The 13,735-nt window shown below is 66.9% G+C and carries 16 protein-coding genes; 6 read left to right on the top strand and 10 right to left on the bottom strand.

What is annotated here, in order from left to right:
* The first annotated feature begins 367 nt into the window (after positions 1 to 367).
* Complete coding sequence (locus AB0M22_RS03865) at positions 368 to 868, top strand: peroxynitrite isomerase (RefSeq protein ID WP_364720675.1); 501 nt, start codon at positions 368 to 370, stop codon at positions 866 to 868.
* Between the two features lie 6 nt (positions 869 to 874).
* Here the strand turns inward: AB0M22_RS03865 and AB0M22_RS03860 are convergent, their stop codons facing one another.
* Complete coding sequence (locus tag AB0M22_RS03860) at positions 875 to 1,378, bottom strand: helix-turn-helix domain-containing protein (RefSeq protein WP_364720672.1); 504 nt, start codon at positions 1,376 to 1,378, stop codon at positions 875 to 877.
* 139 nt (positions 1,379 to 1,517) lie between these two features.
* Between AB0M22_RS03860 and AB0M22_RS03855 the strand changes: the two genes are divergently transcribed.
* Together AB0M22_RS03855 and AB0M22_RS03850 are read left to right on the top strand one after the other, a co-directional pair.
* On the top strand, positions 1,518 to 2,060 hold the full coding sequence (locus tag AB0M22_RS03855; RefSeq protein WP_364720670.1) for a cupin domain-containing protein: 543 nt from the start codon (positions 1,518 to 1,520) through the stop codon (positions 2,058 to 2,060).
* 277 nt (positions 2,061 to 2,337) lie between these two features.
* Complete coding sequence (locus AB0M22_RS03850) at positions 2,338 to 2,493, top strand: hypothetical protein (RefSeq protein WP_364720668.1); 156 nt, start codon at positions 2,338 to 2,340, stop codon at positions 2,491 to 2,493.
* Here the strand turns inward: AB0M22_RS03850 and AB0M22_RS03845 are convergent.
* The 5 genes from AB0M22_RS03845 to dxr all read right to left on the bottom strand — a co-directional run bounded on the left by AB0M22_RS03845 (position 2,487) and on the right by dxr (position 9,197).
* Positions 2,487 to 4,295 carry a penicillin-binding transpeptidase domain-containing protein gene (locus AB0M22_RS03845; RefSeq protein WP_364720666.1) on the bottom strand — a complete coding sequence of 603 codons (1,809 nt, stop codon included), beginning with the start codon at positions 4,293 to 4,295 and terminating at the stop codon, positions 2,487 to 2,489. The genes AB0M22_RS03850 and AB0M22_RS03845 overlap by 7 nt on opposite strands.
* A gap of 88 nt (positions 4,296 to 4,383) precedes the next feature.
* On the bottom strand, positions 4,384 to 5,250 hold the full coding sequence (locus AB0M22_RS03840) for a GNAT family N-acetyltransferase (RefSeq protein ID WP_364720664.1): 867 nt from the start codon (positions 5,248 to 5,250) through the stop codon (positions 4,384 to 4,386).
* A gap of 111 nt (positions 5,251 to 5,361) precedes the next feature.
* Positions 5,362 to 6,519 (bottom strand): flavodoxin-dependent (E)-4-hydroxy-3-methylbut-2-enyl-diphosphate synthase, encoded by a 1,158-nt coding sequence (gene ispG, locus AB0M22_RS03835; protein WP_364720661.1) that lies wholly within the window; start codon positions 6,517 to 6,519, stop codon positions 5,362 to 5,364.
* 144 nt (positions 6,520 to 6,663) lie between these two features.
* Positions 6,664 to 7,863: a M50 family metallopeptidase gene (locus AB0M22_RS03830; RefSeq protein WP_364720658.1), complete on the bottom strand. Its 1,200-nt coding sequence runs from the start codon at positions 7,861 to 7,863 to the stop codon at positions 6,664 to 6,666.
* Between the two features lie 194 nt (positions 7,864 to 8,057).
* Positions 8,058 to 9,197, bottom strand: a complete 1,140-nt coding sequence (gene dxr, locus AB0M22_RS03825; RefSeq protein WP_364720656.1) for a 1-deoxy-D-xylulose-5-phosphate reductoisomerase — start codon at positions 9,195 to 9,197, stop codon at positions 8,058 to 8,060.
* Positions 9,198 to 9,351: 154 nt separating this feature from the next.
* Between dxr and AB0M22_RS03820 the strand changes: the two genes are divergently transcribed.
* Together AB0M22_RS03820 and AB0M22_RS03815 are read left to right on the top strand one after the other, a co-directional pair.
* Positions 9,352 to 9,621 (top strand): DUF2631 domain-containing protein, encoded by a 270-nt coding sequence (locus tag AB0M22_RS03820; RefSeq protein WP_364720653.1) that lies wholly within the window; start codon positions 9,352 to 9,354, stop codon positions 9,619 to 9,621.
* A gap of 133 nt (positions 9,622 to 9,754) precedes the next feature.
* Positions 9,755 to 10,087 carry a hypothetical protein gene (locus AB0M22_RS03815; protein ID WP_364720651.1) on the top strand — a complete coding sequence of 111 codons (333 nt, stop codon included), beginning with the start codon at positions 9,755 to 9,757 and terminating at the stop codon, positions 10,085 to 10,087.
* A 45-nt stretch (positions 10,088 to 10,132) separates the two neighbouring features.
* On the opposite strand, the gene AB0M22_RS03810 is transcribed toward AB0M22_RS03815, so the two are convergent.
* The 3 genes from AB0M22_RS03810 to AB0M22_RS03800 form a co-directional block, all read right to left on the bottom strand.
* The gene (locus AB0M22_RS03810) at positions 10,133 to 10,402 is read right to left on the bottom strand and encodes a hypothetical protein (RefSeq protein ID WP_364720649.1); all 270 of its coding nucleotides are present in this window, start codon (positions 10,400 to 10,402) and stop codon (positions 10,133 to 10,135) included.
* Positions 10,399 to 10,935, bottom strand: coding sequence for an RNA polymerase sigma factor (locus AB0M22_RS03805; protein WP_364720646.1), 537 nt, complete (start codon positions 10,933 to 10,935; stop codon positions 10,399 to 10,401). The genes AB0M22_RS03810 and AB0M22_RS03805 overlap by 4 nt, the downstream gene beginning before the upstream one ends.
* Before the next feature lie 162 nt (positions 10,936 to 11,097).
* The gene (locus AB0M22_RS03800) at positions 11,098 to 12,036 is read right to left on the bottom strand and encodes a LysR substrate-binding domain-containing protein (protein WP_364720643.1); all 939 of its coding nucleotides are present in this window, start codon (positions 12,034 to 12,036) and stop codon (positions 11,098 to 11,100) included.
* 36 nt (positions 12,037 to 12,072) lie between these two features.
* Between AB0M22_RS03800 and AB0M22_RS03795 the strand changes: the two genes are divergently transcribed.
* Complete coding sequence (locus AB0M22_RS03795; protein ID WP_364720640.1) at positions 12,073 to 12,486, top strand: DUF5997 family protein; 414 nt, start codon at positions 12,073 to 12,075, stop codon at positions 12,484 to 12,486.
* 7 nt (positions 12,487 to 12,493) lie between these two features.
* On the opposite strand, the gene AB0M22_RS03790 is transcribed toward AB0M22_RS03795, so the two are convergent.
* On the bottom strand, positions 12,494 to 13,729 hold the full coding sequence (locus AB0M22_RS03790) for a hypothetical protein (protein WP_364720638.1): 1,236 nt from the start codon (positions 13,727 to 13,729) through the stop codon (positions 12,494 to 12,496).
* Positions 13,730 to 13,735 lie beyond the last annotated feature (6 nt).

The following is a 13,735-nucleotide window of genomic DNA, read 5'->3' as shown; positions in this document are numbered from 1 at the left end:
CTGCGCCCAGCCGGCTCGGGTCGGGTGGGGTTGCGACACGCCGTTCGTGTCGACCCGGCTGATCGTGGGTCATGGACTGGGTAGGGCGGGTGGTGTGAGGTTCAACAACGCTTCAGCGAATGTCTGGATGCCAGAGTGGTACCAGCGCAAGGGAAGTCTTCGATAAAGCCTGGAACAGCTGGTTCTGTATCTTCGGATCTCCGGACTCTCGTTGGAAACCCGTTCGCGGGACCAAGTGGTCAATCGCTCGAGCGAGTTCGGCGAACCAACGACCCCGCCTACCATTTAGGCGACGCTAACCTTAGCGCCAACAGAATTCGGCAGTATACGAACACCCCGGGAACCAACAAGGTTTAGGCTGTGCGCCGTGGTCGAACCCCAACCCTCCATCGCGCCCCATCCCGATATCGCACCCTTGGCTCCACTGCTCGGTACCTGGCGGGGCGACGGGCACGGCGAATATCCGACCATCGAGTCGTTCGATTACCTGGAAGAGGTCCGGTTCGGGCATCTCGGCCGCCCGTTCCTCACCTACCGGCAGCGCACGCGGGCCGCCGACGGCAGTCGCCCGATGCACGCCGAAACCGGATATCTGCGCTGCCCGAGCCCGGACCGGGTGGAATTGATCTTGGCGCACCCGACCGGAATCACCGAAATATGTGAGGGCGCATTGAATGTCGCCGATGGTGCGTTGCACATGGAGTTCGACTCGACCAGTATCGGCCGCACCAGCACCGCGAAACTCGTTACCGCCCTTGGCCGCACCTTTCAGTTGAAGGGCGACACCATCGATTACACGCTGCGCATGGCGGCGGTCGGCGAGCCGTTGCAGCACCATCTCGCCGCCACCCTGCGCCGGGCCGACTGAAAAGCACTACGCGCCCAGGCCGTTCATGGCCAGCTCGAGGAACCGCCGCCAATCCCCGCTGCCGGTACGGATAGTCGCGGACAGCGCGCCGACCAGCATGTAGACGTCGGCGACCGTCGCATCGGCCCGGATGGCCCCGGCGGCGCGACCGTCGTCGAGCAGATCACGCACGGCCGCCTTGAGTTCCACCCTGGCCGCGCCCCGCGGTTCGGTCTCCGAAGTCCCCCTGGCAGCCTCGATGGCCGCGGATAATCCGCGGTCACTCGCCAGCACCTCGCCGACTCTGACGAGATAGACCTCCACCCCACGCTCGGGCACGCGGCGACATTCGGTGCGCGCGTATTCGGCCAACTCCGCGAACCGCTGCTCGGCCGCCGCCTCGACCAGCGCTTGACGCGTGGGAAAGTGCCGATACACCGTGCCGACCCCAACCCCCGCAGCCTTCGCAAGCTCAGGCATCTGCACCTCCTCGCCCCGCTCGGCGAACAACGCGCGCGCAGTTTCCAGCACCCGCTCTCGGTTACGTCGTGCGTCGGTGCGCCCAGTTCGATTGGGCGGCAACGGGGTTGACAAGGCGGCACTCCTCGGCGCTCATTGAAACGGAAGCGGATTCCGCTTCCAGTATTGCATCCAGGAAGGTAGCTCGCCAATGTCCAAGGACAGATTCCCCCTCCTCGACCCCACCGAGGCCCGCCCCGGCCGGGTACCGCTGCCGCCCGCGTTCGCGGTCAAAGCGATGACCGCCGACACCGAAGGACGGTTCTCCCTGCTCGAAGTGGTTGTCGCCCGCCCGATTCCGCGCCACATCCACGACGCGGCCGACGAGTGCATCTACGTGCTGGACGGCGAACTCGGCATCGAATTCGACGACCGCAACTACACCGCCGGAAAAGGCTGCTTCACGCTGCTCCCGAAAGGCGTCCCGCACGCCCTGCACCCCGTCTCGACTCCCCGCCCCGGGTCCTGCAAATCTCCGCACCCGGCGGCTGGGAGCACTACCTCGAAGACCTCTTCGAAGCCGGCCCCGCGGTGCTCACCGACGGCCAACTCGACCCCGCGAAGATCAACCCGATCGCCGCCGCCTACGACATCCGCTACGAAGTACGCGCATAACGCCTCGTCGACCAGGTTGCTCTCGGGCAATATCGGACACCCTCCGCCCGCACGAGGCAGAATCCGGAACATTATCTGACCGAATGGCGCGTCCGACGGAGTTGTTTTCGTATTCGGCGAATTCCGCGAAATTACCCACCCGCGCGGAGGTAGTCTCTCCGAGATTCGTCCGAAATGTGACCTGAGACACTTTCTTGCTGCGCTGTGTGGTCAGCCACTCGAGCTTGTTCGGCGAATCGATCCCGGTTTACGGTTCCGAAGTCAGCAAACTTTCAGAAAACAATGCGCGGGTAATCCCTGCGCGGCCCAGCTAGAACCCTTCCCCGTCGACACCCCTGACCTGAGGGAGCCGAACAATGAAGCGTTCCACCACAATTCTGGCCAGTGTGGCCATCGTCCTCGGCGGCGCCGCAACCGTCCAGATCCTCGACGGCGGCGACGCCGGCGCCGTGATCATGGACCACACCGCCTCGACCAGCAATCCGTCCGCACAGGACGGCGCGGCTCAGTAACCCGGTGGCAGCGCGGCGATCATGTCGCGGCTGACCGCGACCGCGTTGTCGGAGCTGCCACCCTTGACCAATAACGTCGCGAACGCGATATCCCCGCGGTAACCGACGAACCACGAGTGCGACCCACCGTCGACCTCGGCCTCACCGGTTTTCCCGTACACCTCACCCTGATCGGCGATCCGCTCTGCGGTGCCGCCGGTGACCACCCTGCGCATCATCGCCCGCAGCCCGGTGATCACCTGCGGCGAGAGAGCGGGCTCGGCGCCGTCCACCGTCGTCGCGCGTCCCGCGATCAGGTACGGAACCGGCACCGAGCCGTGCGCGACGGTGGCCGCCATCAAGGCCATGCCGAGCGGGCTGACCACCACCTTGCCCTGGCCGATGCCGTCCTCGGTGCGCTGGATCAACTCGTCCGACGGCGGCACCGAGCCGGAGAAAGTCGGCAGCCCCGCCACCGAATAACCCGGTCCCACACCGAGTTTCGCGGCGGCGGTATGCAGCGCGTCACCCGGCAGCCGACTGGCGACGTTGGCGAACGCGGTGTTGCAGGACCGCTCGTAGGCGGTGATCATCGGCGCGTCCCCGATGGTGAACAGGTTGTAATTGGGAATCGTGCGGTCCCCGATGGTGATTCGGCTCGGGCAGGGCAGCACCGTGTCCGGGGTGGCGAGACCGGTGGACATCGCCGCGGCCGCGGTCACCGTCTTGAACACCGAACCCGGCGGATACTGGCCGATGGTCGCGACCGGCCCGTCCCGATCCGCCGCCTTATTCTGCGCGATCGCCAGGATCGCCCCGGTCGACGGCCGCAGCACCACCATCATGGTCTGCTCTTCGCGCAGGTCGACAGCGCGTTGCGCGGCGTTCTGCACGTTGCGGTCCACGCTGAGCGAGAACGACGGGGCCGGCTGCGACGGGACCTCGGTGAGCACGTCGGTGTCGGCGCCGTTCGCGTTCATGGTGACCACACTCCAGCCCGCCTTGCCGTCCACCTCGGCGATCACCGTCTTGCGGATCTGCGCGAGCAAATCCGGCGCGAACGCGCGATCGGTAGGCACCAGGTCCCACTCCGAGGTGACCACGACCCCGGGCAGGCCGATGACATCGGTGCTCACCTGGTCGAATTCGCTCTCGGTGAGCAACGCGACGGTGTAGGCGCCCTTGGCCGCGAGCGCCGCGTCCCGGACGGATTCGGGGGTCAGCTCCGGATCGAACGGGCTCAGCGCCGCCGACAGCGAGGTGGCGACCGCGCCGACGTCGGCGGCGTTGGCCGCGGTGAACGCGACCCGGGACACCTTGCCCGGCACCAGCACATCGCTACCCGCCTGCTCGTTCACCCGCGCCCGCGGCGCCGGGTTGGCGCGCAACGACATCGTCTGGGTGTCGCCGAGCTTGGGATGGATGTTCGAGGAGGTCCAGCGCACCTTCCAGCGACCACCGCTGCGACCCATCTGCAACTGCCCGGTGTAGCGCCAGGTCCGATCCTTGGGCAACTGCCACTCGTAGGTGTAGTCGACGGTCGCGGTGTCACCGGAGACCCGAGCCGAACCGGTACTCGCCTTCAACTTCTCCGCCTGCAAGTGATCCCACGCGGAATTCAGTGCGGGACTGGCCTTTTCGGGCTGATTGGTGAAGCTCGCGGCGGCCGTCAGGTCGTGCTTCGCGAACGCCTCGACGAAGTCGTCGGCGGCCGGCACCGGCCCCTGCGGACCGCGCGCGCAGCCGGCCGCGGGCACCGCGAGCAGCGCGACAGCCAGCGTGACGATGAGCGGTTTCCGCAGCGATTCAATCCTGGTCGACATCGGCACCGATCGTAATAGCCAATGTTGAGCAAACCTCCGCGCCGCTCCGTGTTGCATTCCACTGAAACAGCTTTCAGCCCAACCCGGGTCAGTCGAGCAGGATGGTGGAGAAGGTGGCGATCTGCCGGAAGCCGACGCGGCTGTAGGCGCGGCGCGCGACTTCGTTGTAGTCGTTCACGTACAGGCTCGCGGTACGCCCGGAGGCGACCACCGCGTTCGCGATGGCGGCTGTTCCCGCGGTGCCGAGCCCGGTACCACGGTGTTCGGGATGCACCCAGACGCCTTGGATCTGACCGGTGCGCCGGGACAACGATCCGACCTCGGCCTTGAACACGACCTCGCCGTCTTCGAAACGTGCCCAGGCGCGGCCGGATTCGATCAGGCTCTGAATGCGGCGACGGTAGCCGCGGCCACCGTCGCCCGCGCGCGGATCCACGCCGACTTCCTCGATGAACATGGCGATCGCGGCGCAGAGATAGCGGTCGAGTTCGTCCGGGCGCACGCGGCGGACGTTCGGATCGGGGGTGGCCAGCGGCGGTTGCGCGAGGGCGAGCAGCGGCTGCTCGCCGCGCAGTTCCCGCTCCGGCCCCCAGTGCCCGGACAACATCTCCCACAGCGGCAACGCCAGTTCCCGGCGTCCCACCACGGACGAGGCGATCCGCGGCCACCGGAGCGCCCGGTCCGCGAACGCCCGCAGCGCGTCGTGATCGCCACGCAACGGAACCAGGTTCGCGCCGGAGAAACACAGCGACTCCGCGGGACCGCCGCGGCTCCACAGTTCGCCCTGCCCACATCGAGAACTGTCCAGGCCGAATTCCTGGAGCCGGGCGGCGACCATGCACGAGGCCACCGGATCGGCATCCAGCACTCGGAGGACCTGTCCCAGGTCCCGGTTCGCGAGCTGACGCGCGGGAACGTACTTCGCCCTACGCGTCGGCTCCAGCAGACTCCGCACGTTGCTAGCCTGCCACGAAAATCGACGATGTGGTACGGCTATGCCGAACGCAACAGTTCATGATTCGTTCAGCTGAACCCGACGAAGTCCGGCTACACACCGGCGGCGGCGTCAGCCGACCGTGACGACCGGCTCGCCGGCACCCGCGTCCACGCCCATTTGCTCGGCGATGCGCAGCGCCTCCTCGATCAGGGTCTCCACGATCATCGCCTCCGGCACGGTCTTGATGACCTCGCCCTTGACGAAAATCTGCCCCTTACCGTTACCGGACGCGACGCCCAGATCCGCCTCGCGCGCCTCGCCGGGCCCGTTCACCACGCAGCCCATCACGGCGACCCGCAGCGGCACCTCCATGCCCTCCAAACCGGCGCTGACCGCGTTCGCGAGGCTGTACACGTCCACCTGGGCGCGGCCACACGACGGGCAGGACACGATCTCGAGCTTGCGCGGGCGCAGGTTCATCGATTGCAGGATCTGATCGCCGACCTTGATCTCCTCGGCCGGCGGCGCGGACAGCGAGACGCGGATGGTGTCGCCGATGCCCTCCGACAGCAGCGCACCGAAGGCCACCGCGGACTTGATCGTGCCCTGGAACGCCGGACCGGCCTCGGTCACGCCGAGGTGCAGCGGGTAGTCGCTGCGCGCGGCCAGCTGACGGTAGGCCTCCACCATGATCACCGGGTCGTTGTGCTTGACCGAGATCTTGATGTCGCCGAACCCGTGGTCCTCGAACAGGCTCGCCTCCCAGAGCGCGGATTCGACCAGCGCCTCCGGGGTGGCCTTGCCGTACTTCTCCAGCATCCGCTTGTCCAGCGAACCGGCGTTGACGCCGATGCGGATCGGGATGCCCGCGGCGGCCGCGGCCTTGGCGACCTCGCCGACCCGGCCGTCGAATTCCTTGATGTTGCCCGGGTTCACCCGCACCGCGGCACAACCGGCGTCGATCGCCGCGAAGATGTAGCGGGGCTGGAAGTGGATGTCGGCGATGACCGGGATCTGGCTCTTGCGCGCGATCGTCGCCAGCGCGTCCGCGTCTTCCTGACGCGGGCAGGCCACCCGGACGATGTCGCAGCCGGACGCGGTGAGCTCCGCGATCTGCTGCAGCGTGGCGTTGATGTCGTGGGTCTTGGTGGTGGTCATCGACTGCACGGAGATCGGGTGATCACTTCCGACCCCGACATTGCCCACCTTCAACTGGCGAGTCTTGCGTCGAGGAGCGAGAACGGCCGCAGGAGCGGCGGGCATCCCCAATCCGATTGTGCTGGTCACTTTCGGCTGCCTACTTTCGTACGTACATTGTGGGCCGTTCGCTTTCCGAGCTTAGTCGCGCACGCCGAACCCACCCTGTGACGCCCACGACAGACGTGCTCTGTCCCCCAAGTGCCGGCGACAGGGTACCTCGTTCGCGCGAAATCAGAACAACTTGATCGGATTGACGATGTCGGCGACCAAGGTGAGCACCATGTACGCGCCGCCGATCACCACCGCGACATAGGTCAGCGGCAACAGCTTCAGATAGTCGACCGGACCGCCGGGGGCCAGGCCCTTCCAGCCGCGGATGGTGTTGCGGACCTTCTCGTAGAGCACCACCGCCATGTGCCCGCCGTCCAACGGCAGCAGCGGCAGGATGTTGAACGCGCCGAGGAAGAAGTTCAGGCTGGCCAGAACCAGGATGAAGACGCCCCACAGCCCGCGTTCGGCGGTCTCGCCGCCGATCTTGCTCGCGCCGTAGACGCTGACCGGGGTTTCCGGGTCGCGCTCGCCGCCGGTCACCGCGGACCACAGCGCGGTCACCTTCTGCGGCAGCTGGGCCAGTGACTGGAAGGTGCGCACGAACATGTCGCCGGTGAACGCGCCCGCGGCGGGGATCGCGCTCAGCACGTTGTACTTGACCGGCTCGTAGAAGTCCGCACCGACGCCGACCGCACCGACCTCACGTCCGGCCCCGCCGCCCTCCGGGTAACGCATGACGCGTTCCGGGGTGACCGGGATGGTGATGGTCTTGCCGTCACGCTCGACGGTGTAGGTGAACGGGCCGGACTGCTTCTGGGTTTCGGACTGGAAGTCCTTCCAGGTCGTCACCTTCACGTCGTTGACCGACTTGACGATGTCGCCGCGTTGCAGACCCGCGCGCTGCGCCGGACCCGCGCCCGAGCACGGCTGGGTGCTGCCGTCCGGATTCTGCTGCGGGACACAGCTCATGTTGCCGAGCGCGGTGGCCGGCGGCTGGTCGAACCGGGGCAGGCCCCAGCCGATGGCCAGGAAGACCACCAGGATGAAACCGAGCAGGAAGTTCATCGCGATGCCGCCGGACATCACGACCATCCGCTTCCAGGTTTCCTGGCGGTACATCGCGCGGTCGATTTCCTCCGGCGCGAGGTCGTCCAGGGCGGTCATGCCCGCGATATCGCAGAAGCCGCCGAGCGGCAGCGCCTTGAGGCCGTATTCGGTCTCGCCGCGCCGGAACGAGAACACCTTGGGCCCGAAACCGATGAAGTACCGCCGCACCTTCATGCCGGTGGCCTGGGCGGTCCACATGTGCCCGCATTCGTGCAGCGCGATCGAAATCGTGATGCCTAGCGCGAACAGCACGAACCCCAACGCGTAGACCATGTGTTTAGCAGCCCTCCTGCATAGCGCAGCTCGCCTTGATGAAGTGCGACCGCCGGATCGGCCGCCCACAAACCTGGCCCGCACATCCCGTCACGGCCGCGAGCACCCCGACCACAGTAACCGGACCCCGCCCGGCACTACGTGTTCAGTGTGCCAGGTGGCGGTCGGCGGGCGAGTCCGGTCGGGGTACAGGGTCAGGCGTGCACGCGGGCGCGGGCGAATTCGCGGGCCCAGGTGTCGGCGGCGAGGACCTCGGCGAGCGAATCGGGTTCGGTGCGCCACTGGTCGGCGGCCTCGATCGCGGCGGCCACCGTGCGGACGATGTCCGGGAAACGGATGACGCCGTCCAGGAAGGCTTGCACCGCAACCTCATTGGCGGCGTTGTAGACGGCGGTGACGCTGCCGCCCGCCTCGCCGGCCCGGCGGGCCAGCTCGATGGCCGGGAAGACCTCGTGGTCGACCGGCTCGAAGGTCCAGGTGGCGGCGGTGCCGAAGTCGCAGGCCAGGGCCGCGCCGGGGACCCGGTCGGGCCAGCCGAGGGCGAGCGCGATGGGCAGTTTCATGTCCGGCGGGCTGGCCTGGGCGAGGGTGGAGCCGTCGGTGAAGGTGACCATCGAGTGCACGATCGACTGCGGGTGCACGGTGACGTCGATGCGGTCGTAGGGAATGCCGAACAGCAGGTGCGTCTCGATCAGCTCCAGGCCCTTGTTCACCAGCGAGGCCGAGTTCAGCGTGTTCATCGGGCCCATGGACCAGGTCGGATGGGTCTTGGCCTCAGCGGGATTCACCGATTCCAGCATCTCCGCGGTCCAGCCGCGGAACGGTCCGCCGGACGCGGTGAGCACCAGCCGGTCCACCTCCTCGGCGCGGCCGCCGCGCAGGCACTGGGCCAGCGCGGAATGCTCGGAGTCGACCGGCACGATCTGGCCGGGCGCGGCGGCGCGGGTCACCAGTGAACCGCCTGCGACCAGCGATTCCTTGTTCGCCAGCGCGAGCCGGGTACCCGCTTGCAGGGTGGCCAGGGTCGGCTCCAGCCCGAGCGAGCCGACCAGCGCGTTCAGCACGACATCGGCCTCGGTGCGGCGCACCAGTTCGGTCGCCGCGTCCGGGCCGGCCAGCGGAATGTCGAGCTGCTGAGCGGCTTTCGGATCGGCGACCGCGACATTGCGCGTCCCGGTGGCCGCGATCTGCGCGGCGAGTAGCTCGGTATTGCCGCCGCGCGCGGCCAGGCCGACCACCTCGAACCGGTCGGGGTTGGCGGCGATCACCTCGAGCGCTTGGGTACCGATGGATCCGGTACTGCCGAGGAGCAGGACTCTCACGATGTCGGACACGCCTTCATTGTGGCGCACAAAAAGTTACGTACTGTCCTTACCCGCCCCGTCGGCTCCGCCTTCCCCCAGCGGCGTGTCCCGACTTACAACGACGCACCGTCGTATGTCACGATATCGAGCAGCAGTCCATCCCGAACCAGCTAAGGAGCGAATCGTGGCCGCCACGGAACTCGAACCCGCCAGCACCGAGCGCGGCATCGTCACTCACGTGGACACCGCCGAGGTTCCCTCCGCCGCATGGGGGTGGAGCGGTGAGTCGCCCCGCACCTTCCGCATCGCCGGCTGGATCGTCGCGTTCATCCTGGTCGCGATGGTGATCGGTAACCACAAGGGACGTGTCGAGGACATCTACCTGATCGGTTTCGCCGCCGCCATCGTCGGCATCCTGGTCCGGGACTCGTTCCTGCGCCGCAAGCCGCGCTGATCGACCGGGGCCGAATGCCCTGACAGATATTGGCTTTCGCCGGGTATGTACGGCCAAGTACGGTATGCGTCGAGAGGTCCGCGACTCGGTTGGGTCGCGGACCTTCGCTTGCTGACCAGACCGTGAGGACGCTATGCCCAAGATTTTCGCTGCCGCGCTGCTGACCGCCAGTGCCGTCGGTTCGCTGTTCCTGCTGCCCGCCGGCACGGCGCACGCCCAGTCCGAGACCTGTGGCCGTGCCGTCGACGCGATCAACAAGGCGGTCGCCGGATCCCCCAACGGGGTCCTGGAGGACCCGGTCGCCCAGGCATTGCACCTCACCCTGCTGTCCATCGCCGCGAGCGGTGGCGAGCAGGCCGAGAAGGACGTCATCGTCGCCTACGCCAACGCGCTGTCCGACGACAACGTCACCGACCTGGACCCCGTCACCAACGAACTCAACCGGGTGTGCGGGGCGAACAGCTGAATTCGCCAGTAGGCGAATGAGTTTCGACGCTCGTCGAGCGGGACATCACTTGTCCCGCTCGACGGGTCGGATCAGTTGGCATTGTCCGTCTGTACAAGAACGTTGCAGCCGCCCCCGCGATATCGTCTGCAACAATCCGATCGCCCAGCAGGTCGGACAGCCGCGGAGTACGACGAAGCCGATCGGGGCAAGCAGCAGACTCGCCGCTCCTGCCCACGGCATCAGCGCGAACGCTCCGATCAACGCGCCGAATCCCGCGACGCCGCGGATCAGATGCCGCGGTACCGAACTGCTCGCGAAGGTCTGCTCGTTCATTCGCGACCGTCCCAGCCGTCGCGCAACGAGCACTGCACGGCCGAACGAGCCCGGTGCAGCCGCGATTTCATCGCCGCCGTGCTGAGACCGAGCCGCTCGGCCACCATTCGCCCGCCGAGCCCCTGGATATCCCGCATGATCAGCACCTGCCGCTGATCGAGGGGCAAGGCCGCGATGGCCGACGCCACCCGCTCGGCCTCCCAGCGCCGGATCGCCTCTTCCTCCGCCGATACCGTCGAGTCGTCCGGTATCGGCTCATCCCGGCCCGCCAATTGCCGTACCTGGCGCAGGCATTCGTTGCGGACGATCCGAAACATCCACGACGCCAACGCTCCTGACGCGCGCAGCGTGCCGATCTTGCGATACAGAATGATCAGCGCCTCCTGCGCCGCGTCCTCGGCGTCTTCGGCAGACGCGCACAGCGAAAAGGCGAACCGCCTGATATGCGGATGCGTTCCCGACACCAGGGCGGTGAGCGAGTCCACATCGCCCGCGCGCGCCGCCGCCACCAACTGCTCATCGGGCCAAGTCATTTCGAACTCCGACGACGCAGTACGGCGACGCTGCATGCGCAAACAAGCAGTACGGCAACAACAATCGCGGCAATGATCACGACAACCTCCCGATCTCCGGCCGGCGTGGTCGCCGGCACGGACATGAGAGGGGCCGACACCGCAAAAGGATTCACCCCAGGCTCAGCGCCCTCGACGCTTCGCCGGCTTCTTCTTGGCGGCCGTATTCTTTGCCGGGTTCGGTCGACCGGCTCGCTTCGGCGGCGTCTTCTTCTGCGGCTCAGGGCTTTTGGCGCGCGCGGCCGGGGAACGAGAACTACGTTCGGACCGCCCGCGGACCACGCCGACGAAATCCTCGACCAGATCGCTGGTCCGATCCGTCGGCCAGGCCAGGGCGATCTCCGTGTCCGCGACATCGGTCACCGTCCGGTACACCAGGTCGCGCCGAGCGTGCAGCCGAGCGATCGAATGCGGAACCACCGCGACACCCACGCCGGCCGCGACCAGCTCGATGGCGCCCTCGACCGCATCGATATCGGACGCGTCCTGCATCCGTTCATCGGCCAGGTCCGCCATGCTCACCTGCTCGAAGACCGAGATCGGATGATCCTTCGGCACCACAACCACCGGCAGTTCCCGATACAGCGGAATCGCGCTCATCCCGTCCCGATCGATCGGCAACCGGACGAAGCACAGCTCGACCCGCCCCTCCCGCAGCGCCGCTTCCTGCTCCCCCATCGGCACGCCCACCACCTCGAGCGGCGTATCCGGAAAACGCTCGCTCCAGATCCGCGTCCACTTCGACACCGTCACCCCCGGCACGAACCCCACCCGCAACGCCGCGGGCCCGTCCGGCCGCTCCTCGACCGCCGCCTCCGCCGCCCGCGCGAGCAACTCCCGCGCCTCCCCCAGCAGTTCCTCGCCGTCCGCGGTCAGCTGAGTCGGCTGCGCCCCCGGCACGAACAGTTTCGTGCCCAGCTCCCCCTCCAAATCGATGACCGTTTGACTCAACCGCTGCCGCGAAATATTCAACCCCTTCGCCGCCCGCGCAAAATGCAACTCCTCGGCCACCGCGACAAACCACCGTAGGCGCGCGACATCGATCGACTCGAACCGGCTCATGCCAGGAACCATATCGGCACCGGATACTCTGTTTCAGTGAGCCCGGACCCGAACCCCCAGCTGATGAAGCCTCTGACCGCAGCCAACAAGCTCGGCATCTACCTCCCCGCGGCCCCCGAATCGTTCCGCAACACCCCGCTCTCCCGCGCCGACCTCGACGCCCTCCGCACCGATCCCCCGGAGTGGCTCACCGAACTCCGCCGCACCGGCCCCTTCCCCCGCGACGTCACCGCCCGCAAACTCGGCGTCTCCAACTCCGGCCTCTCCCGCGCCGAAGTCTCCGACGCCCTGACCGCCGACGAAATCGCCACCCTCCTCGCCGACCCCCCACAATGGCTACTCCGCGAGCGCGAAAACTACGCCGAGGTCGTCAAGGAAAACGAGCGAATCGCCACCAAGGAAGCCGAACGCCGCGCCGCCACCAACAGGCCGGCCAAAAACCGCACCTAGCGCGGCCTCACATACCGCTGACGAACTCGCGGTAGAGAAACTTCTGGTGCAAGCCCTCCAAGGTTCCCGAATAGCGCCGAAAGGGAACCAAGGCGAGCCGAAGCGGCCGGGTGATCGGTATCCCCGGCCCGACCAGTTCCGCAACCGATGCCGCGGCCTCGATCAGGGTGGTCTCCGTCTCGTTCGGCTCGGCCGATTCAAGACCCAATCGCCTGAGCAGTTGATCGCGGACGCCTTCCACGTCGAGTTCCAGGCGACGTGCTTCCTCTTCGGTATCGCAGCGAGACAGTGCGCGCCGGAAATCGACTGCACGCGAGCGGTATTCGTCGATGCGCCCACAGATCATCTGTAGCCAGCGCTCATCGGTGAACCGTCCGCGGTCGCGCAGTGACCACAATCGCCCGCCCAGCAGTGGCAACTGGTACTCCAGCATTTGCAAGCGACGCCCCTGCCGCGCCCCGGCGACCTTCCGAATCTCACTGGGTATCCCGCGAACCGCCGAAATCACTTCCTCGATCGCACTCTCCGCGACGCCGTCGTCGAAGAGGTCGAACATCACCGAGAAGTCGCGGCGCAGCGGATGTGGTGTGTAGGCGACACTTTTCACCTTCGCCCGCGCCGAGTAGCGCAGCGACCGCACCAATGTCGCGATGAGCCACAGCTGCTGTTCACTGTCCTCGATCAAACTGCGGAATTGTCCCTCCATCGCGAACGATGACGCCCGCGCCCACTGACCGAACGGGTCGAGTTCCACTCCATCGGCGCCGCTGATCCGGGCGCGGTGATGACCTTCGATCCGCACGTTCTCCCACTGGTAATCCGCCCACGCCGCGATATTCGCCAGCATCCGCTGACCGCCGCCGCGCTCCTGCACCTCGCGATCGGCGCGGCGAGTCTTATCGATAAACCGCAGCATCGTCTCGACGCCGGTTGTTTTGAGCGTCTCCATGGCAGCGTGCTCGGCCGTGACCAAAGCCGCCGCTTCACCCGAGCCGATCGACATCGGCACCGCGATTCGCAGATCGAAGAGATGGCGAAGGATTCGCGGGAGGTCGCCGTAGTCGGCAGGAATCGGGTTCAGTTTGATCGGGTGCGGGACGAGCACCTCGTCGAAGTAGATGAGTGACTGGACGAGTTCCGCATAGCATTGCTGCGCAAAGGGATCGCGAGGCCGTGCCGGGGAGCTGTGGTTCTGGGAGAGGATGAATTCCTCGGCGCTGATGAACGTCGTGATGTCCACCATGACACG

This window comes from Nocardia sp. NPDC051756 (assembly GCF_040681495.1).
In the GTDB taxonomy this organism is placed as follows: domain Bacteria; phylum Actinomycetota; class Actinomycetes; order Mycobacteriales; family Mycobacteriaceae; genus Nocardia.
Note: the sequence above shows the minus strand (reverse complement) of the source record. Positions and strands in the feature narration are given on the sequence as shown.

Excerpts from the sequence above, each read along its gene's own strand:
- AB0M22_RS03830 (WP_364720658.1), bottom strand. The coding sequence starts at position 7,863 with ATGGTCTACGCGTTGGGGTTCGTGCTGTTCGCGCTAGGCATCACGATT.
- AB0M22_RS03855 (WP_364720670.1), top strand. The coding sequence starts at position 1,518 with ATGTCCAAGGACAGATTCCCCCTCCTCGACCCCACCGAGGCCCGCCCC.
- AB0M22_RS03850 (WP_364720668.1), top strand. The coding sequence starts at position 2,338 with ATGAAGCGTTCCACCACAATTCTGGCCAGTGTGGCCATCGTCCTCGGC.
- AB0M22_RS03810 (WP_364720649.1), bottom strand. The coding sequence starts at position 10,402 with ATGAACGAGCAGACCTTCGCGAGCAGTTCGGTACCGCGGCATCTGATC.
- AB0M22_RS03815 (WP_364720651.1), top strand. The coding sequence starts at position 9,755 with ATGCCCAAGATTTTCGCTGCCGCGCTGCTGACCGCCAGTGCCGTCGGT.
- AB0M22_RS03805 (WP_364720646.1), bottom strand. The coding sequence starts at position 10,935 with ATGACTTGGCCCGATGAGCAGTTGGTGGCGGCGGCGCGCGCGGGCGAT.
- AB0M22_RS03845 (WP_364720666.1), bottom strand. The coding sequence starts at position 4,295 with ATGTCGACCAGGATTGAATCGCTGCGGAAACCGCTCATCGTCACGCTG.
- AB0M22_RS03800 (WP_364720643.1), bottom strand. The coding sequence starts at position 12,036 with ATGAGCCGGTTCGAGTCGATCGATGTCGCGCGCCTACGGTGGTTTGTC.
- AB0M22_RS03790 (WP_364720638.1), bottom strand. The coding sequence starts at position 13,729 with ATGGTGGACATCACGACGTTCATCAGCGCCGAGGAATTCATCCTCTCC.